At 58.5% G+C, this 19,226-nt stretch carries 18 protein-coding genes; all 18 read right to left on the bottom strand.

Features of this window, described 5'->3' with window-relative positions; translation table 11 throughout:
- Window positions 1–121: 121 nt before the first annotated feature.
- On the bottom strand, window positions 122–1,456 hold the full coding sequence (locus tag WCA10_RS10090; RefSeq protein ID WP_472822384.1) for an IS701 family transposase: 1,335 nt from the start codon (window positions 1,454–1,456) through the stop codon (window positions 122–124).
- Window positions 1,457–1,741: 285 nt separating this feature from the next.
- Window positions 1,742–2,188, bottom strand: a complete 447-nt coding sequence (locus tag WCA10_RS10085; protein ID WP_472822383.1) for a DoxX family protein — start codon at window positions 2,186–2,188, stop codon at window positions 1,742–1,744.
- On the bottom strand, window positions 2,185–2,607 hold the full coding sequence (locus tag WCA10_RS10080; RefSeq protein WP_472822382.1) for an SRPBCC family protein: 423 nt from the start codon (window positions 2,605–2,607) through the stop codon (window positions 2,185–2,187). The genes WCA10_RS10085 and WCA10_RS10080 overlap by 4 nt, the downstream gene beginning before the upstream one ends.
- A complete protein-coding gene (locus tag WCA10_RS10075; protein ID WP_472822381.1) occupies window positions 2,604–2,927 on the bottom strand; it encodes an ArsR/SmtB family transcription factor in 324 nt (107 codons plus the stop codon). Before WCA10_RS10075 ends, WCA10_RS10080 begins: the two co-directional genes overlap by 4 nt.
- Before the next feature lie 47 nt (window positions 2,928–2,974).
- Window positions 2,975–3,364 carry a VOC family protein gene (locus WCA10_RS10070; protein WP_472822380.1) on the bottom strand — a complete coding sequence of 130 codons (390 nt, stop codon included), beginning with the start codon at window positions 3,362–3,364 and terminating at the stop codon, window positions 2,975–2,977.
- Between the two features lie 307 nt (window positions 3,365–3,671).
- The gene (locus WCA10_RS10065) at window positions 3,672–3,998 is read right to left on the bottom strand and encodes a cytochrome C oxidase subunit IV family protein (protein WP_472822379.1); all 327 of its coding nucleotides are present in this window, start codon (window positions 3,996–3,998) and stop codon (window positions 3,672–3,674) included.
- 21 nt (window positions 3,999–4,019) lie between these two features.
- Window positions 4,020–4,775 (bottom strand): cytochrome c oxidase subunit 3 family protein, encoded by a 756-nt coding sequence (locus tag WCA10_RS10060; RefSeq protein ID WP_472822378.1) that lies wholly within the window; start codon window positions 4,773–4,775, stop codon window positions 4,020–4,022.
- Complete coding sequence (locus tag WCA10_RS10055) at window positions 4,765–6,429, bottom strand: cytochrome c oxidase subunit I (RefSeq protein ID WP_472822377.1); 1,665 nt, start codon at window positions 6,427–6,429, stop codon at window positions 4,765–4,767. The genes WCA10_RS10060 and WCA10_RS10055 overlap by 11 nt, the downstream gene beginning before the upstream one ends.
- Window positions 6,426–7,502 (bottom strand): cytochrome c oxidase subunit II, encoded by a 1,077-nt coding sequence (coxB, locus tag WCA10_RS10050; RefSeq protein WP_472822376.1) that lies wholly within the window; start codon window positions 7,500–7,502, stop codon window positions 6,426–6,428. The genes WCA10_RS10055 and coxB overlap by 4 nt, the downstream gene beginning before the upstream one ends.
- Before the next feature lie 4 nt (window positions 7,503–7,506).
- Complete coding sequence (locus WCA10_RS10045; RefSeq protein WP_472822375.1) at window positions 7,507–8,421, bottom strand: SCO family protein; 915 nt, start codon at window positions 8,419–8,421, stop codon at window positions 7,507–7,509.
- A gap of 22 nt (window positions 8,422–8,443) precedes the next feature.
- On the bottom strand, window positions 8,444–9,079 hold the full coding sequence (locus WCA10_RS10040) for a hypothetical protein (RefSeq protein WP_472822374.1): 636 nt from the start codon (window positions 9,077–9,079) through the stop codon (window positions 8,444–8,446).
- Window positions 9,066–10,376: a hypothetical protein gene (locus WCA10_RS10035; protein ID WP_472822373.1), complete on the bottom strand. Its 1,311-nt coding sequence runs from the start codon at window positions 10,374–10,376 to the stop codon at window positions 9,066–9,068. The genes WCA10_RS10040 and WCA10_RS10035 overlap by 14 nt, the downstream gene beginning before the upstream one ends.
- A 12-nt stretch (window positions 10,377–10,388) precedes the next feature.
- Window positions 10,389–11,150 carry a c-type cytochrome gene (locus WCA10_RS10030; protein ID WP_472822372.1) on the bottom strand — a complete coding sequence of 254 codons (762 nt, stop codon included), beginning with the start codon at window positions 11,148–11,150 and terminating at the stop codon, window positions 10,389–10,391.
- Between the two features lie 80 nt (window positions 11,151–11,230).
- Window positions 11,231–11,773, bottom strand: coding sequence for a DUF3341 domain-containing protein (locus WCA10_RS10025; protein WP_472822371.1), 543 nt, complete (start codon window positions 11,771–11,773; stop codon window positions 11,231–11,233).
- Window positions 11,774–11,775: 2 nt separating this feature from the next.
- Complete coding sequence (gene nrfD / locus WCA10_RS10020; RefSeq protein ID WP_472822370.1) at window positions 11,776–13,194, bottom strand: NrfD/PsrC family molybdoenzyme membrane anchor subunit; 1,419 nt, start codon at window positions 13,192–13,194, stop codon at window positions 11,776–11,778.
- 7 nt (window positions 13,195–13,201) lie between these two features.
- The gene (locus tag WCA10_RS10015) at window positions 13,202–16,324 is read right to left on the bottom strand and encodes a TAT-variant-translocated molybdopterin oxidoreductase (protein ID WP_472822369.1); all 3,123 of its coding nucleotides are present in this window, start codon (window positions 16,322–16,324) and stop codon (window positions 13,202–13,204) included.
- Window positions 16,321–17,184: a cytochrome c3 family protein gene (locus WCA10_RS10010; protein WP_472822368.1), complete on the bottom strand. Its 864-nt coding sequence runs from the start codon at window positions 17,182–17,184 to the stop codon at window positions 16,321–16,323. The genes WCA10_RS10015 and WCA10_RS10010 overlap by 4 nt, the downstream gene beginning before the upstream one ends.
- A 327-nt stretch (window positions 17,185–17,511) precedes the next feature.
- Window positions 17,512–19,218 carry an alpha/beta hydrolase-fold protein gene (locus WCA10_RS10005; RefSeq protein ID WP_472822367.1) on the bottom strand — a complete coding sequence of 569 codons (1,707 nt, stop codon included), beginning with the start codon at window positions 19,216–19,218 and terminating at the stop codon, window positions 17,512–17,514.
- Between the last annotated feature and the right edge of the window lie 8 nt (window positions 19,219–19,226).

Raw genomic sequence — 19,226 nt, 5'->3', positions numbered from 1 at the left:
GAATTGATGAAACTTCTAATACTACTGTGTTATAAAGTCGCGAAGACAACAGGGACACCGAGGCAGAGATCGGGCGAGGTGGGTAGCAATTAGGCGGCGCAGGGTGGCGATCGAGTGTGGATTATGCCTTTCGGTTCTTACCGGTAGCGCCTCGGGGCGTGAATGCTGGCGACAAGCTGGGTAGGGGAAACCGGATGTTCCCGGTTTGGAGCAACGAGGAGTTGCCGGAGGGGGGAAATAGGCACCGCTCCTGCACCAGGAAGCCGTAGGCGGCAATCGCCAGGGTGGCATGGTGATGAAAGCCGCGCCAGTTCCGGCCTTCGAAATGTCCCAGCCCGAGTTCCTGCTTGAGTTCTTCATAATCGCGTTCGATGCGCCAGCGTAGTTTGGTAATGGCAACCAGTTTGCGCAGAGGGATCGACGCTGGCAAATTCGACAGCCAATATTTGGTTGGCTCTTTTTCCGTCGTCGGCCACTCGATCAACAGCCATTGCTCAGGATGTGGTTCCTTGCGCCAGTAGTCGCGATGGGCGGCGCGAACACGAAGGGCGGCAAAGCGTGAACGCATCATGCCGCGTATTCCTTCACGCCAACTCACCTTGCGCAAGTCGGTAGTGCTCAGGCACAGGGCCAGGTTTTTCGCAGAGAGTGGCTGATGCTGTTCGTCCCGTCGCAGTAGCCGCGGAGGACGGCCCATTTTGCCCTTCGGCCCGGGCGGTAGCGGCACGATGCCCGGAGGCCAAAGTGTGGTGGAAGACTTGATGCCAACCGCATAGCAAAGCCCCAGTGACACGATTCCTTCGCGAAATCCACTATCGTCGCCGTAGGCGGCGTCAGCCAGCACCACGCCACGCGGTACATCCTCGTTCACCAGATGGCGGATATGACCGAGCGCCATGTCCGGCTTGGTCTGAAATCGAATCTCTGTGGGCACGCCCGCTTGCCTGCGCCGCTCTGGATCGTTGGCCCATATCTCGGGAAGATAGAGCTGATAGGTCGCCGGAATGCTGGCATGCTCAGTGGCAAGCGATACGCTGACCGCCACTCTGCAGTTATCCTGCTTGCCCAACTGACCGCAATACTGGCGCGCGACCCCAACCGAATGCGTTCCCTTCTTGGGGAATCCCGTGTCATCCACGATCCAGGCCGCCAGCTTATGCTTCTTAGTCATCGCCGTCAGAACCTGACGCCGCACTTGCTCGAGAAGCGCGTCATCGCTCCAGGGTGCATCGGCCACGATGTGATGCAGCGACTGGTGCATCTGGCGCACGTTGCCAGGAGCCAGCCGTGCTGCCATAGGCTCGACGCTCTTGCGCTCGATCGGAAGCATCAGGCCCTTGGTGTAGTTCTCGATGGGAACGACTCGATCCGCATGTCCGGCTACGCGGGTCAAACCATCCAGATAGGCTTGCAGACGCTCAGACTCTCGCGAGAAATACGTCCGGTGACGACTCATCAACCTCAACGTAAGGCATTACTACTGCCAGCGCCAGAGAAAGCGAGATAAAGGAATACAGTTTATAACACAGTAGTACTAAGCGCTTGTGGCAAAAGTCGAGATTTCGGGAATAGACGTCCCCCCAGGGGCTAAAGCCCGCGGTTTTATTGATCCTTTGCGGCACGACTAGAGTCGTGCCCTTTCAAAGCCCATTTATGCAACCAAGTGCCCCATCCTTCGCGCATTCTTTGCTTGAAGGACGGGAACTTCAATGCTGCTTGCGGGCCGGATCGTTCAGGGTTTTTAGCCGATGCTCGCCGCTCTCGTGTTCATCGCGGCCTGCGGTTTTTCGCTGCTTGGAAGGAGGACGCCAATTTTGCGGCTTTCTGGGCGGAGCGCCCAGGATGCCACCAGAAGGCCGGCGATGGCGAGAGGGGCGATGACGTGAAATCCGTATGCGCCGTAGCCGCCGACCCAGGCGCAGGACGCGGCGGCGCCGGTAAGGTCGAAGAAGATACCGGCGTAGGCCCATTCCTTGAGGCGCGGATAACGCGGCACGAGGATGGCGATGGCTCCGAGCACTTTCCAAACGCCGAGGATGGCGAAGAAGTACATGGGGTAGCCGAGATCGGGGACGACTCCGTGGGGGTTGGCGCGGTATTGCACGAGCTGGGCGATACCGCCAGTCATGAAAAACGCTACCAGTGTGGTCGTAGTCCAATACGCAATGGATTTTGTTTTGGCGGTCATTGCAATCCTCCAACGACGTTTTCTAGTTTGCCGATGAAGCTGGTCCAGCCGTACTTTGCGCCTTTGTAATTGGCGCCTTCTTCGGACGGGAAGCCGGATTGCTCCATGCGGAGATGCGTGCCGGTTGCGGTCGGCGTCAACGTCCAGGTGACGACGGTCTCCAGGCCCATGGTTGTCCAGCCATAGGAGAGCCGTGAATTTGGTTCGATCGCCAGGACTTCAGAATCGATAATTCCATCCCATCCATGAACAGGCGTGGAGCGGAATTGGAAGCGATGGCCGACGAGGGGTTGGAAATCATTTTGCATCAGCCACTCTCCGATGAGCCGTCGTTCAGTGAGCGCGCGCCAGATTTTTTCAGGGGGATGGGGTATTTCTCGTTCGATGACGAGTGTGCGGGTGGTAGCGGCGTCGGTCATTTGTCCATCCTTTGCAATAGATTTTCGAGTTGATCGAAGCGTTCGCGCCAGAAAGCGCCGTACTGGGTCATCCAGTCGACCAAGGGGGCGAGGGATTGTGGTTGTGCGTTGTAGTGGGTCTCGCGTCCCTCGTGGCGGCAGCGAACGAGCCGGGCGTGCTTGAGAATCCGCAGGTGCTTGGAAACTGCCGGTTGCGAAACTCCGGCACGATGCGTCAAGGCATGCACGGTCTGCTCTCCGTCGCGCGAAAGGTGCTCGAAGATCGCGCGACGGGTCGGGTCGGAAAGGGCCTTGAAAACATTGTCCGTCACAGCTTGCATCGAGAATCCCTCGCGGTGATGGGTCGTTTGCCGGTCGATTTACCAATTTACCAATCGAGGTGGGTGATCTGAATGAGATTTCCGCAGGTATCGTCAAGCACTGCTATGGTCGATCCGGTCGTTTTGGTTGGATCTTTGGTGAAGGTCACGCCATGGTCTTTGAGCCTTGCATGCTCTTCTTGAACGTCGGCGACGAAGAAGTTGGCGGCGGGAATTCCCTGCCGGTGGATCTCCTGCTGAAAGGTTTTCGCGGCCGGGTTTTGATTGAGTTCGAGGACCAGTTGGACGCCATCCGGTTCTTCAGAGGAGACAACGGTGAGCCATTTGTATGTGCCTGCTGAGAATTCGTGTTTCTTCTGGAAGCCGAGAACTTCGGTATAGAACTTGAGGGCCTTGTCCTGGTCGTTAACGAAGATGCTGGTCAATTTGATTTGCATGATGTGTCCTTTCTGCTTTGCGGGGAACGCGAGATTGGTATTTCCAAGTTCACCATAAAACCATAACCGTTTGGTTATGGTTTGTCAAGAGGCTGATGAGAGGATTTTCAAGGACGGGTCGCGGGTCTGGCATTTGTGGCCCGGGAGAAAAGAGCAACAGCAGGTTCCTCGGCTTCGCTCGGAATGACAAATTTTATGAATGAATGACAAATCAGGAATGAATTGACAACTCATGAAAGTTGGCAGGAAAGTGAAAGGCCGCCCGGGGGCGGCCTTTTGCGGTGGAGGCGGGGAAGCCGAATCGTGTTTACCAGCGGCCCCAGGCGCGGGTCATGTAGTCGGAGAGGGTCATACCGACGAGGACGAGGAAGGTGAATACGCCTGCGGCGACGGTGAGCTTGGTGAGCTTGGTCGAATACTTGACGTGCATGAAGAAGAGCACGACCAGGATCATCTTGAGGGCGGCAATGCCGAGGGCGACGATGGGATTGAATACGCCCATTTCAATGTACGAGGCCGCAACCGTGGTCGCGGTAAGCACCAATAGGCAGCAGACGATCGTGAGGTAGATCATCGGGCTGACGATGTGGTGTTCGTGCTCGTGGACTTCAGGCTTATCGTGTTCGTCTGTCATGGCATTGATCCTTGTTGATCGTTATTGATGTCGACTGATGAGGTAGAGCAACGGGAACAGGTAGATCCAGATGATGTCGACGAAGTGCCAGTAGAGGCCGAAGTTCTCAACGAAGATGACGTGGCCGGTGGTATAGGCACCGGCTTGCGCTCGGAAGATCATGAATCCCAGGATGGCGATGCCGATGATCATGTGGAGCGCGTGCATGCCGGTCATGGCGAAGTAGAGGAAGAAGTAGAGTTCGGTGTGGCGCGCCATGTCGAGCGCTAGCGGCTTATCGTGATACTCCTTGTAGACTTCGGGATCGGATGCGGGATCGAGGAAGGTTTTGAGGCTGTAGTGGAAGCCGGGGATGTGGTGCTTGTCGTACTTTTCCTTGTACTCGATGGTCTTGATGCCGAGGAAGACGAGCCCGAGGATGAAGGTGATGACGAGGCAGAAGACGAGAGTGCCCTTTTTGCGCATCTCGGCGGACCAGACGCCCATGGCCATGGTGAAGCTGGAGGTGATGAGGACGGCGGTGTTGGCGGTGCCCCATCCGATCTGCAACTGGTGGGAGGCCTCGACGAAGGCGGGGTAATACCAGTTGCGATAGATCAGGTAGGCGGTAAAGAGGCCGCCAAAGAACATGATTTCAGTGAGCAGGAAGAGCCACATGGCGAAGTTGGTGGCGTCGCTCTGCTGCGCGTAGGTTTCGAAGTGGTGGCGCTGGTAGGGGAGGTGCTCGTGGTGAGCACCTTCGGCCGCGCCATGAACGATTACCTGGCTATCCGACACTGGCTACTTTCTCCTTCTGGCCTTCGAGCCACTCGTAGTCGTATGCTTCGTGGTCCATGATCGGAATGGCGGGGAAATTCTCAGTAAGGGGCGGGGACTGGGTCTGCCACTCAAGGCCGGTTGCCTGCCACGGATTTTCGCCGGCAATTTCGCCGTAGCGGAGCGACCAGGTGAGATACAAAATCGGCAGAAGATAGCCAACGCCGAGGATGGACGCGCCGGCGGAGGAGAAGACGTTGAGTATCTGGAACTCCGCGGGATAGGATGCATAGCGCCGGGGCATGCCGAGGGTGCCGAGGATAAATTGCGGGAAGAAGGTGAAGTTGAAGCCGATGAAGGTGATGAGGGCGGCGAGCTGCGAGATCTTTTCCGGATACATGCGGCCGGTCATCTTGGGCCACCAGAAGTGGATGCCTGCAAGGAAAGCCATCAACATGCCGCCAACCATGACGAAGTGGAAGTGGGCGACGATGAAGTAGGTCTCGGTGAGGTGGATATCTGTTCCCGAAGTGCCGAGGAAGACGCCGGTGAGTCCGCCGATGGTGAACAGACCCATGAAGCCGAAGGTATAAAGCATCGGCGTTTCAAAGGTGATGGAACCCTTGTAGAGGGTGAAGGCCCAGTTGAAGATCTTGATGGCGGAGGGCACCGCTACGAGCATGGTGAGCAGCGAGAACACCAGCATGGAGTAGTTGGAGATGCCCATGATGAACATGTGGTGGGCCCAGACGAAGAAGCCGAAGACGGCGATGGCAACCGAGGAGAAGGCGACGGCCGTGTATCCGAAGACGCGCTTGCGGCTGAAGGTGGAGATGGTCTCGGAGATCACGCCCATGCCGGGAAGAATCATGATGTAGACGGCGGGGTGCGAGTAGAACCAGAACAGGTGCTGGAAGAGGAGCGGGTCTCCGCCCTTGGTGGGGTCGAATACTCCGATGCCGGCGACGCGCTCAAGAGCCACAAGGACGAGGGCGATGGCGAGGACCGGGGTGCCGAGCACCATGAGGATGCTGGCGGCATAGTGTGCCCAGACGAAGAGCGGCATGCGGAACCACGTCATGCCGGGGCAGCGCATCTTGTGGATGGTGACGATGAAGTTGAGTCCGGTAAAGATGGAGCTGAAGCCGGCGATGAAGATGCCGACGCCGGTGGTGAGGACGTTGGTATTGAGGTAGTGCGTGGAAAGTGGAGTGGTAAATGTCCAGCCCGTATCGACGCCACCAGATATCATGGCGTACAGAATGATGCAGCCTGCACCCATGTAGAGATACCAGCTAAGCAGGTTTATCTTCGGCAGAGCCAAATCCTTGGCGCCGATCATCATGGGAATAAAGAAGTTTCCCAGCGTGGCGGGCACGGACGGCACCAGAAACAAGAAGATCATGATGATGCCGTGCATGGTGAACACCTTGTTATAGGTGTCCGTGGCCATGAGGTCAGACTGCGGCGTGAGCAACTCAAGGCGGATGAGTCCGGCCAGCGCTCCTCCGATGAAGAAGAAGAACGTGATCGAGACGAGGTAGAGAATCGCAATCCGCTTGTGATCGCCGGTCAGCAGCCAGCTCAGGATGCCCTTTTCCTTTGAAATGAAGTTCATTCTCGGGATGCGTGCTAACGACTGATCGGGAAGACTGACGATTGTGCTGCTACTCATTGCTTCACCATCCCCTGCCCAGCGGGCTTTTGACCGGCGGGCGTTGTCCTGCCTTCACTTTCCGGCAGCAGAGTTGTTGTGGTGGTAGTCTGCTGAACGCGGTAATCGGAGTTAAGAGTTTTGAGGTATTCGACCAGCGAGATGACGCCATCTTCGCTGATCTGGCCTTGATAGGTCGGCATGATCGGAGCGTATCCCTGGGTGATGTGCTGCGAGGGATTCAGGATCGCGTCACGCAGGTAAGCCTCGTCGACGATCGTCGTTTGTCCGTTGGCCAGGGTGAGTTTGGCACCGTAAACGTTGGCGAGACTCGGTCCGCGTGCATCGGGACGGCCGTTGTGGCAGGCTGCGCAACTGAGGCTTGCGAAGAGGCGTTCGCCGTTCTGGGCGAGTGAGGCGCCACTGGTGGAGCTGGCAAGCCATTTCTTGAAATCGTCGGGCGTCATCACGACCACGTCGCCGATCATGTGGGAGTGATCGGTGCCGCAGTATTGGGTGCAGAAGAGGTGATAGGTCCCAGGAGTAGTGGCTTCAAACCAGACGGTGGTGTAGCGGCCGGGAATGGCTTCGCGCTTTACGCGGAAGGCGGGAATGGAGAAGCTGTGGAAGACGTCCTGCGAGATGATGGTGAGCTGAACGGCGCGGCCGGTGGGAATGTGGAGCGCGTTGATCTCATGCTGACCGCCGGGGTGTTCTGCTTTCCACATCCACTGCTTGCCAACGATGTAGATGTTCATGGCGTTGGCGGGCGGGGTGTAGACGCGGAAGTAGATGAGGGCGCCCCAGACGAACATGACGAGGAAGAGGCCGAGCGGAATGATGGTCCACGTAGCTTCAAGCATCGTGGAGCCCTCGATCTGCACCGCGACCGGGTGGCGCTTCTTGCTGTACATGATCGAGAAGCCGATGACGAGCAGAACGACGATCGTCATGCCGATCATGCTGACCAGCACCATGAAGAAGTACAGGGCATCCATCTGCGGGGCAATCTTCGATGCCTCCGGCGGATAGAGCTGGAAGTTCGTCAACCAGTGGATGAGAAACTGCCAGAGAACTTGGCTTATGTGAGACATTCCGTTATCCGTTCACCTTTGTTCCTGAAGCGAGTTGGTCATGGGCCTGCCGGTAATCGCGGCGGAACATGATCCACATAAAACCGCCCAGCAGTATTACGGTCATGGCACCGCCGAGCTGCACGACGCGTGCAACGATGAGCGAGTGCTTATTGGTCTGCGGGTCATAGTGGTAGCAGTAGGTAAGGATGTTGTCGACGGGCGAGCCGATGTGGTTGTTGGAGGCTTCGACGAGGCCGAGGCGGAGATCCTTAGGCGAGTATTCGACGCCCATGTAGTACTGGGCGAGCTTGCCCTGCGCGGTAACGATCTGGATGGCGCTGGCATGGGCGAACTGGTTGAGCTTGCCGTCGGGACCGGGAATCTTGACGTAACCGAAGCCCACGGCCTTGGTGAGTGCGTCGATATTGGGCTGGGTGCCGGTCATGAAGTGCCAGCCATTCGCTGTTTCAGGATGACCGTAGCGCTTGAGGTAGCTGGCCTTCTTGGCGGCGGCGAGATCGGTTCCCTCCGTAGGATCGATGCTGACGACGATCACGTTGAAGTCGCGGCCCGGGATTTCGTCGACCATGGTGAGGGCGCTGGTTAGTCCATTGAGTTCCTCGGAGCACAGCATGGGGCACTGGTAGTAGACCAGCGCGAGGATGGCGGGCTTTTTACCGAAGTAGCTGGCGAGCTGGACCTGCTTGCCGGTGTCGTCTGTAAAGGTGAGGTCGAGCGGGAGTTGCTCGTTGAGGTGCTGCGCGATGCCGACGCCTTTCAGAACCGAGGGCTGGGTGTTGGCCGGGCCTTCGTCCTTATTGCCATAGCTGGATACCTGCGCCACCAGAGACGGCGTCAGCGCGGCAAGGCACAGCGCGAGCATGGCTGTGATCCAGCCTTGTTGTCCCGTCCTCATCACACCGTTACTGCTTTGCATACTGCTAATCACCTTCTGCGGTTCACTGCTTGCGTTGCTCTTCTTCGGCCTTTTGTGCGGCCACTTGATCCTGTTCGTAGCCGGTGCGCGCGAAACCGCTGGTGAGCGGCACCGTGATGGTGGGTTGACGATCGCCAGCCAGCAGCGGCGATTGCTGCGCTGATGGCGCCACGGGCAGGCCTTTCTGGGCAATAATCTGCATGGCCCGTTCGATCGGAATTCTTACCTTTCCCTGCGACTGGTCGATCCAGGTGTAGTTATCGAGTAACAGGTCTTCACGCTGGTGAAGGTCGGCTACGTCCTGATTGCCGTCGTCGGTCTGGACGCGAGGAGTTGGAAAGTTCCTGGTGATCTCGGCGACCTTGTTCTGCATTTCCGGGTTGGAGGGCAGGTTGCCGAGCTCGCGGATCTCCGCCGTTTTGGTCCACTTGCTGTTGGGGCCGTCTTCCTTATTCATGTGCGCGTTGATCAGCTTGCCCATGCCGTAGGTGACGATGCCGCAGACTCCGACAAAGATCGCGAGGGATGTAAGGAATACCAGGATGCCCGTCACTCTGACGTCGGTCTGTTCGTAACCCGCGGAGGCGTCGATATCCTTGGGGCCGTGCGAGCCCAGCATTTTGTTCTCGTCAGACTCGTTGTGATCAAGCGTGGACATGTTCGGGCTCCAGTATCTCTGCGAGATGCGGATCGTTTGTCTGCACCAGCGCGCGCGCCTTCAGATTGTTGCTGTAATATGCGACCCAGACGGAAACCATCGCGATCGGCACTGCAATGTATTCAAGGATTCCCCAGCTGAAGTGGAGGTTACGGGCGGCATCCTTGAAGTTCGGCTCGATGAGCCAGAAGAGGTCGACGGCCTTGGCAAAGATCATCCACTGACAGACGCGGATCATACGCTTCTTGTTGCGCTTAATGTCGCGTGAGAGCAGCAGGGAGAACGGGATCACCCAATGGAAGATGAAGTCGAGGGTGATGACGATGCCCCACTGGCCGCGAATGCGATCGAGGTACCAATTGATCTCTTCAGGCAGGTTGCCGGACCAGATGATGAGGAACTGGCCAAAGGCGAGATAAATATTGAGCATGACGAAGGCGAAGGTGAGCTTGCCGAGGTCGTGTTGCTCGGTTACGCGAAGGATGGTCTTGAAAGGCTCGGCCTTCGAGAGGCTGATGGAAGTCAGGATGGAGAGGGCGAGGACAGAGTAGCCCTGGCCTACGAGGAAAAGCAATCCGTAGACGGAGGAGAACCAGGTGACGTCCATCGACATGCACCAGTAGATGACGGCGGCGGTCATGGTAAGCGAGTAGACGACGATGCCGGGGCCGCTGATGTTCTCAAGCTTCTTGATCCAGAAGGGAGTGGTGTCGGGCGATTCGTGATCGCGACGGAGGCCAAGCGAATTCAGGCGCCAGGTATAGAGAGCCCAGATCGCAAAGCAGAGCAGCATCACAACGACATACGTTGTGGGGTTGAGCATCGGCCGCTTGAAATTGAGGCAGTGCCTCTGCATTTCGCTGATCAGGCCAGACTTCCAAGCTGCATCTGTGTCGCTAGTGTTGGTGTACCGGGCCCACAGAAAGAGCCTCTTCATGAAGAACACGGAGATGACCCAGTATGCAAAAACGAGGGGCAACGTGCGGGTTGCGGCTTCGAGAGGGCGGCGCAGCAACAGTCCATACTTGCCACCGGAGCAGTACTGGACCATGAGAAGCGCGAGACCGCCCACGGACCAGCCGAAGGTGAGCAACAGACCAAGAACCCATGCGCGCGCAAAATGATCCCAACCGAGCTGGTCCTGGGCCTGGCCGAGAAAGGCGAGAATCACGGCGGCGGCTGCTGCTACCGCTGCGACGATGAGTGCGCGTGTCCGCCAGGCGTCGACGAACGCAGGCGCGCTGAGATCGGCGGGGAGCGTTTTAGCGTGTGAAGCACCGTGTGTATCGTGAGCCATTGAACTCAATCCTTACTTCGCGGCCGCGGGAGCCGTTTTGCTTGCTGGAATCTCAATCTTGGGGTCAGCCTTGTTGGCCGGAGCCATGCCCGGCGTTCCCTCTGACTTGATAGGCGGATAAGCCTGGACTGCTGATGCGGGCAGAGTCCACGGCTGCGCGTATTCGGGATGCCCTTGCTGCGTGGCCAGATCCTTCAGACTTTGCACCGGTACACCCGAAGGGACATCGGACGCGGAAGCTGCCTGACTTAATTGCAACGCGCGAATGTAGGCGGCGACGGCCCAGCGATCTTCGGGCGCGAGCTGCGCAGAATAGTCGGGCATGGCGCCGTAGCCGTGGGTCATGACATAGAAGTAATGCGAAATGGGCTGCGACCGGCGCACCTGATCGTGGAGGTTGGCGGCGGGTTTGTAGCCGCGATCGACAATTTCGCCGAGGCCGTTGCCGACGCGCGAGTGGCAGGGAGTGCAATAGATGTTGAAGCGCTCCTGGCCGCGCTCGAGGACCTGCATGGTGACGGGAAACGGCATGAGGTTCTGCTCTTCGCGATAGCCGTTGGCGCCCTGGATGACGCCAGTGTAGAAGTAACTGTCTTCGTCAAGCTGGCCGCGGGCCACGGTGTTGACGACCTGGGGGCGCGCGCCGCGATGATCGGCGAAGAAGTCGGAACCGCGCTGCGGGATCATCTTGGGCTGGTTCTGCATATCCTGGCGGCAGCCGGCGAGGAGGAAGAGGGCGGAGAGGCCGGCGAAGGTCAGTGCTTTCCCACTCATGCGACGAAAAGCTGCCGCATGAATGGGGCACCCAGGTTCGTTCTCGATGGCAGCAGTGTGAGATGGATGGAGGGTTTGCATCAGTACTCCACCTCCACGATTGAGACGGGATCGAGGGTCTCTAGGTATTTTTTCGAATCGACGAGATCGAACTTCGGATCGAGGGCTTCGAGGCACAAGAAGAACTTGTCGGTGGTGGCGCCGTTGCGGAAATTGGGCGCGTTGAACAGTGGATGATAGAGCTGCGGCAGGCCATTGAGTGCGAGCATACCGAAGGCGGCGGAGAGGCCGGCCCAGAGAATCGTCCATTCATACGCGGGCACAACGAAGGCAGGCCACGAGTACGTGGGACGGCCTGCGATGTTCAGCGGATAGGCGATGACCGAGATCCATGTCTCCATGGAGAACATCGCAGCGAGACCCATCAGGCCACCGATAAGGGTAACGAGCGGAACGCGATTGCGGTGGAAGCCGATGGCTTCAGCGGCTTCTTCCACGGGATAGGGCGTGTAGCAATCCATGCGGCGCCATCCGTCTTCGCGCGCCTGGCGCACGGCGCGGACGAGATCGCTCGGGGTATCGAATTCGGCTAGCAGGCCGTAGGTTCCTTCGCGTGAGGGCATTGTTAGTCACCTGCTCCCGCTGTAGCTTTGGGTTTGATTTTGGCAGCGGGCAGCAACATGCGAATTTCGTTCATGGGAATCATGGGCAGGAAACGGACAAACAGCAGGAACAGCGTGGTGAACAATCCCAGCGTTCCGATGAAGGTCATGTAGTCCCACTTTGTGGCGCGATAGGTGCCCCACGAAGAGGGGAGAAAGTCGCGATAGAGACTCGTAACGATAATCACGAAGCGCTCGAACCACATGCCCGTGTTGACGATGATGGAGATGAGGAACATGAAGCTGATGTTGGTCCTCAGTTTTCGCGACCATAGCGTGGTGAGCGGAATGGCGAGATTGCACGTGACGAGCACCCAGTAGGACCAGCCCATGGGACCGAAGGCGCGGTTCCAGAACATGAAGGCTTCCCAGTGCGATGCGGAGTACCAGGCCATGAAGGCTTCCATGCCGTAGCCGTAGGCCACGATGAAGCCGGTGGCGAGCATGATCTTGCCCATGTTGTCGATGTGGCGCTCGGTGACGAGTTGCTCAAGGTGGTAGAACTTGCGCAGCGGAATGGCCAGCGTGAGCACCATCGCGAATCCGGAGTAGATGGCGCCGGCGACGAAGTAGGGCGGGAAGATGGTGGTGTGCCAGCCGGGGAGGACCGCGACGGCGAAGTCGAAGCTGATGACAGTGTGTACGGAAAGCACCAGCGGTGTTGCGAGGCCGGCCAGGAGGAGAGATGCGGTCTCATAACGCATCCAGTGACGGATGGAACCGCGCCAGCCCCAGGAAAGCATTCCGTAAATGTACTGGCCAACCTTGCTCTGCGAGCGGTCCCGGAAGGTTCCGAAGTCGGGAATCATTCCGACGTACCAGAACACCACCGAAATGGTTGCGTAGGTGGACACCGCGAACACATCCCACTCCAAGGGGGAGCGGAACTGGGGCCATACGTTCATGGTCAGGGGTAACGGCAGCATCCAATACCCCAGCCAAGGGCGGCCGACGTGAATCAGCGGGAACATTCCGGCGCAGACGACGGCGAAGATGGTCATGGCCTCGGCAAAGCGGCTGATGGAGTTGCGCCAGGTTTGCTTGAAGAGCAGGAGAATGGCGGAGATCAGGGTGCCGGCATGGCCGATACCGATCCACCAAACGAAGTTGATGATGGCGAAGCCCCACGCGACGGGCTGGCTGATGGCCCAGATGCCGACGCCCTTGAGGAAGAGCCAGGTGACTGCAACAAGCAGCATCGTGGCGCCCGCGCCGGCGATGCCGAAGAAGGCAAGCCAGCCGAGCGGCGTGTGCGGGGTAAGCACGATGCTCGAGATCTTCTCGGTAACCGACTTGAAGGTCTCACCCGGGCCTACGACACGGAATTCTCCGGTCTTGGGATCGATGCCAGGGTCACCTCTTTTGATTTCACTGGTCGCCATCGTGACTTCAACCCTTTTCCGGCGTGTGTTCCACCGGGTTCTGTTCGAGTTCAGGATTAAAATTCAAAACTTCTGCGAGGTAGCGCGTGCGGGGACGCGTGTTCTGGTCGGCAATGACCTGGTACATGCGCTTGTCTTCGTTGAGCTTCGCAACCTTGCTGGTCTTGTCGTTGAGATTGCCGAAGGTAATGACCGAGGCGGGGCAGGCCTGCTGGCAGGCGGTAACGATTTCGCCGTCGCGGATGGCGCGATTCTCCTTGTCGGCTTCGATCTTGGCGGCGTTGATGCGCTGCACACAGTAGCTGCACTTCTCCATGACGCCGCGCGAACGGACCGAGACGTCGGGGTTGCGCATGAGCTTGAGACTCTCGGTCTCGTAGTCGGAGTAGAGCAGGAAGTTGAAGCGGCGCACCTTGTAGGGGCAGTTGTTGGAGCAGTAGCGAGTGCCCACGCAACGGTTGTAGACCATGGTGTTGAGGCCTTCGGGCGTGTGAACCGTGGCGCCGACGGGGCAGACCTGCTCGCAGGGAGCGTTTTCGCAATGCTGGCAGGTCATGGGCTGGAAGTGGGCGCGGGGTGCGGCGAGATCGCCTTCGAAGTAGGTGTCGATGCGTAGCCACTGCATGTCGCGGCCGATGCGCACCTGCTGTTTGCCAACGACGGGAATGTTGTTCTCGGCATAGCAGGCAACGATGCAGGCGTTGCAGCCCACGCAACTGTTCATGTCGATCGACATGCCCCACTTGTTGCCGTTGTACTGCCAGTTGGGGAACATCGAGGTGTCGTATTCGGGCGTGTCGTGGCCTTCGCCCTCGTGCGCGAAGTTCGGGTTGGCTTTAAAGTCCTCGAGTGTCGCGTAACGAACGATGCCGCGGGGACCGAGGGCTTCGACGGCTTCGAGCGAGTTGTTTTGGTTGCCGTGTTCGGTGAGGTTCTTGCCGCGATGATCCTGGTAGTGGCTCTTGGTGATGGCGACGCCCCACTTGCCGTCGACTTTTTTGATAGAGCCGGTCGCGTACAACGAGGCCGCGGTGGTTCGAACCAGATAGGCATTGAAGCCTGCGCCGGAGCCGACGCGGCCGGCGAATTCGCGTCCGTAGCCAAGGTGGAGCGTGACCGAGTTGTCGGGATGACCGGGAGCGACGATGGCGGGAGCTTTTACTTTGCCGCCGCCAGCACTAATTTCGACGATGTCGTCTTCTTCGAGTCCAAGCTTCTCCAGCGTTGCGCCGGACATGATGGCGGCGTTATCCCAGCTAAGGTTGGTGACGGGCTTGGGAAGTTCCTGCAGCCAGCCGACATTCGAGTAGCGGCCGTCGTAGATGTTGGGGTCGGGACGGAAGATGATCTCGAGTTGATCTTTCGGGTTGGGCGCGGGCACTTTGGCGGCCTGGGATGTTGCAGCGCCGCCGCTCTTGTATGCAGTGTCATCGAGCCAGCCGGCGTGCAGAACCTTGCGCCAGCCGGTCTCGAAGTCGCCCTTGATGTTGTCCTTCTGCGTGGTGCGGACGGCTTCGTAGGCGCTTATTTCGGGATTGTCCAGCAGCGTCTGGAAGACGTCGTGCGCGCTCTTGCCGCCATAGAGTGGATCGATCATCGGCTGCACAACGGAGACCGTGCCGTCGTAGGCGCGTGCATCGGACCACGACTCGAGGTAGTGAGCTGCGGGAATGTGCCAGTGCGCGAGGTGGGCGGTCTCGTCGTAGTGAGAGCCGAGATGCGCGACGACCTGGGCCTTAGTAAAGGCGTCGGGGAAGCCGAGATCTACAGGAGCGGAATACACGGGGTTGGAATTTAGAATGACGAGCCAGTCAACCTTGCCAGCGTTGAGGGCGGCGATGAGATTCTTGAAATCGCCGTTCTGATCGCTGGGCAACGGGATGGATGGCTCTGATGAGACGGTGACGGTCTTGCCGACATTGCCGAGCGCCTGGTTGATGGCGAGCGCGAGGGCGGCTACGGATTCATCCTGATAGAGGCCGGGGATGACAGCGCTCTTGCCGTTGCTGGCTTTGAGGTCCTTTGCGAGGGCGCTAAGAAACTTGGTTTGCTCGTCGGTCCAGGTGTATTGCGGAGCCGGGTTGTCAGTTGGGCCCACCTCCGCATGGAGCGCTTTGGCGAAGTACGGAACTTCGCTGGCGCGGAGGCCGAGGCGATGCTCGGCTTTCATACCGGTAGTGGTCGGCGTGCTCTCGATGGTGTAGAGCCGGTTCATGCCGTTGGCGGGATCTTTGCGGCACTTTGCGTAATCGGCAACGAGCTTGTGGAATCCGGGGTACGATGCGCCGGAGAGGAAGTCTGCGTCGAGCGAAACGATGACGTCGGCGCTGCTGAGGTCGTATTGAACGTTGTAGCCCTTCTCAAGAAAGGTGCCAGCGATGGCGGGATCGTACTGCACCAGCGTCGCCTTGGGGTAGGCGGCCTGCACGGCCTTCCATTGACGGGCCAGCGTGGGCGAGGTGATGGTCGCCGAGAGAAAGTAGATACCCGAGCCGTCTTTGGTGCTCGCAACTTTGCCGCGAAGCGCAACGGCAAACTCTGCCCAGTCACGCCCCTCGCCCTCATACGTCACATGCTGCGAGCGATCGGGATCGTAGAGGTCAAGCAGCGTGCCCTGCGAGAAGACATCGGATGAGCCGTGGTTATACGCGTGATCGGGATTGCCATCGACTTTGATGGGGCGGAACTGGTCGCTCTTGACGAGCAGTGGGACGGCGCCGGTGGGCAGCGGGTTGGCCGTTGCGAAGTACATCGGCTTGCCGAGAATGAGATCTTCAGGCGCCTTGACGTAGGGATAGATGGGCTCGTCGGGTTGCTTGGTGCAACCGGCGAGGCCGGCGAGAGCCATGGAGGCGCCCATGATTTTGAGGAAGCCGCGGCGCGATACGGGATCGACCCACTCCTGCGCCGCACTGGGAAATTCTTTTTCGACGGCAGCTTGAAATTCAGGTGTGTTCTCGAGTTCATCAACAGAGCGCCAGAACTGCTTCCCGGAGGTGCCTTTGAGCTTGGAACGCACCTGCTCCAATGTCATTGGCGCTTCGTTGGCAGCAAGGTTGGCGTTGCTTTTTTCAATCTCCACGGTGTTCCCCGTATTGTTCGTTCCTGCGTTCATCGGTTCGCGGCTCATCGGTGGCAAACCTCGCAGCTGCTCAGTTCGTTGGGAGGGCGAATGTTGTACTGCTTCAGGAGGAAGTGGCCCAACTGATCCTGGCTGGTGAATTTCTCGTAGTGAAGCGCTGCCGGAACGACGCCGGCCGGAGCGTCACTGGCCTGGCCGTTTGCGGGCGCGTTCGGCATTTGCAGCGCGGCCATTTGCGGGCCTTCGCCGGTGGGATCCTTCGTTGTGCAGTCGACGCTCTGAGCGGTGGGCGTGCCGGCTTGCACGTTCGTCGTGGAGCACCACACGGGCCGGTCGTCGGCTGGAGCTTCCCAGGCCATGTTGTAAATCTGCCCGGTGGGGCGGAGATTTTTGGAGGGGTTGCGATGGCAGTTGAGGCACCACTCCATCTGCAGGGTGTTCTGCGCATACATCAGGGGCATCTGGTCGACGCGGCCGTGACAGCTCGCGCATCCGATGCCCTTGTTTACGTGAATAGAGTGATTGAAAAAGACGTAGTCGGGAAGGTCGTGCACCTTGATCCACGGCAGCGATTGACCGGTGGCCCAGCTATCACGCACGGGCTGCAGCAACGCGGCGTTGGTCCAGATCTGCGCGTGGCAGTTCATGCATGTCTTGGTGGGAGGAATGCCTGCGTAGCTGGATTTCTCAACCGTGGTGTGGCAGTACTGGCACTGAAGGCCCAGTCCCATCACATGATGTTTGTGGCTGAAAGGAACCGGTTGTTCCGGTCGCTGGCCTTGCCGAGTAACCCAGGGCGAACGCTGCAATTGATCGAGCGTTACACCGAGTGCAATCACAATCAGACCCGTCAGCACCAGGCTCGCTCGAGCCAAAGCATTGGAGCTGCGGTCAAATATCTGCGCCATGAATGCTTTCCTGCTTGTTGTTCGTTGTCCAGTCGTTGGTGCAGCACGCTGTGCCGAGAGTCACACAGGTTGAGGTTAGATTTCGATTTCGGACAAAACCCACCTGGAAGGCGGGCGACCCCGAAAATTCAATATAGCAGCCAAAGCCCTATCTGCAACGGCCTCAACAGTTGAGAGAACAAAAAATGTTTATGCTGCCCAAGTTTTTGTTATCTCTTGAAAATCGAAAACGGCTCGAATTCAGGAATACACGCAAAAATGCATGTATTGACGAAGAGGGCACGTCTCAGAGAATGGGATGATCCCCAACGGATTTTGCATTGCGATTCAGTAGCGCCACGATTTTGTGTCAGCGTTTGACGGAGCAGTCGCGAGCATGTGCTCGACCATTTTCGGCAGTACGCGCTCCGTCCAGTCAGCATTGTTCTGCTGCATGGTGTATTCGGATGGACCGCCTGTATAGCAATGGGGCATGCCGGGGCCGTATTGGAATGTCGCGTCGGAATGCGGGCTGTGTGTTTCCTGAAACTGCTTGTCGAGTATGTGAACGGCGTTGTTGAGGAAATAGGTGTCGCCATCGCCCACGGCGATGTGCAGCTTGCCTTCGAGCTTCGGGCCGAGCGTGGACCAGTCGCGCTTGAGAATTGCGGTGAGGTCGTAATGATCGTGCCAGTACGCGAGGACTTTCTTGTCGATGGCGCCGGTGAGGGGATCGATGATCTCCGCGGGATAGCCATCAACGCCTGCGGGGGAGAATACAGCCTGCCAGATATCCCACTGTTCGGTGGAGCGGCCGTGGGTGCCGAGGACATATTCGTAGGCGAACTCGGCGCCGGTTTCGCCGATGATGCTGCCGTCGGGTTTGCGATCGGCGGGGATAGGCACCTGGCCGAAGTCGCCTTTGCGGACGAAGGCGTTGGCGTCGTCGTAGAGGTTGATGTTCTGGTAGGCGTGGAAATCTACAGGATCAGGACAGGCAATGTACGCGCCATTGTAGAAGTCGGGATAGAAGACCTGCGTGGCGAGCGCTTCCCAACCGCCGGTGGATCCGCCATAGGTGGCGCGGGCCCAGCCCTGGCCGATGCCGCGATATTTTTTCTCGATTGAAGGAATGAGTTCATCGTTGATGGCGGACCCGTAAGGGCCGACATTGGCGGAGTCGACGTCGTAGGAGTCGTCGTAGTACGGATTCGCGTTCTGGACGTAGATGAGGATCACGCGTGGGAGGCGGCCGTTGGTCCAGTCCTGGAAGAGACGATAGCCATTCTCGAGACGGCGAAAGTTGGGCGATTTGGGATCAGGCGGCGTGGCTGTGAACTGGGCGGGGCCGATGCCGGGATGGAAGTGATCCTGATAGACGACGACGGGATATTTTGCGTTGGGGTGTTGGTCGAATCCGTCGGGAAGCAGGATCCATGCGCCCAGATAGACGTCTTGTCCCCAGAAGGCGCTGAGTTTTTCGCTGCGGAAGCGTTCGTACTTGAGCCACTTTGCGGTGGGTTGTTGTTGCGCGATGACCACTGGGTCCTGCGGTGTCCCTTCGATGGGCGGGATGATCTGGTCGAGGGTGAGCGTGATGGGAGCCTTCGATTTTGGATCGAAATGGATCTTCTGCGGCGTGCTAAATGGGTTGCCGGGCTTGGCGTTCCAGTGCTGTCCTTCGCCTTTGTCGGGCGGGAGCCATGCGGTTTTGCCGGAGGCGAGATGGAACGGTTCATACACGTTGAAGACGGCCTGGACGTAGTAGTCGCCGGGATCGATGTCGGCGAGCGAGCGGCGCGGGTAGCCGAAGGTCTTCGTGTCGACAATGAGCGGGGTGCCGGGCGTGAGGTTCTCCGCATCGACACCAAAGCCTTCGGCGGAATCGTAAGTTTCGCGAAGTTGCATGCGCGGTTCGGGCTTTTCAGTTTTCGCGAAAACGAGGATGAGGTGGCCGGTCAGCGGCTTTGTGGAGGGGACGGTGACTTCGATTCGTTGTGCGGGGCAGACGGAAGCTGCGGCGAAGAACACCAGGAGGGGAAAAGTCTTGGGCATTGATTCTC

Origin of the sequence: Occallatibacter sp. (assembly GCF_049582745.1) — a bacterium.
Lineage (GTDB): Bacteria > Acidobacteriota > Terriglobia > Terriglobales > Acidobacteriaceae > Telmatobacter.
Note: the sequence above shows the minus strand (reverse complement) of the source record. Positions and strands in the feature narration are given on the sequence as shown.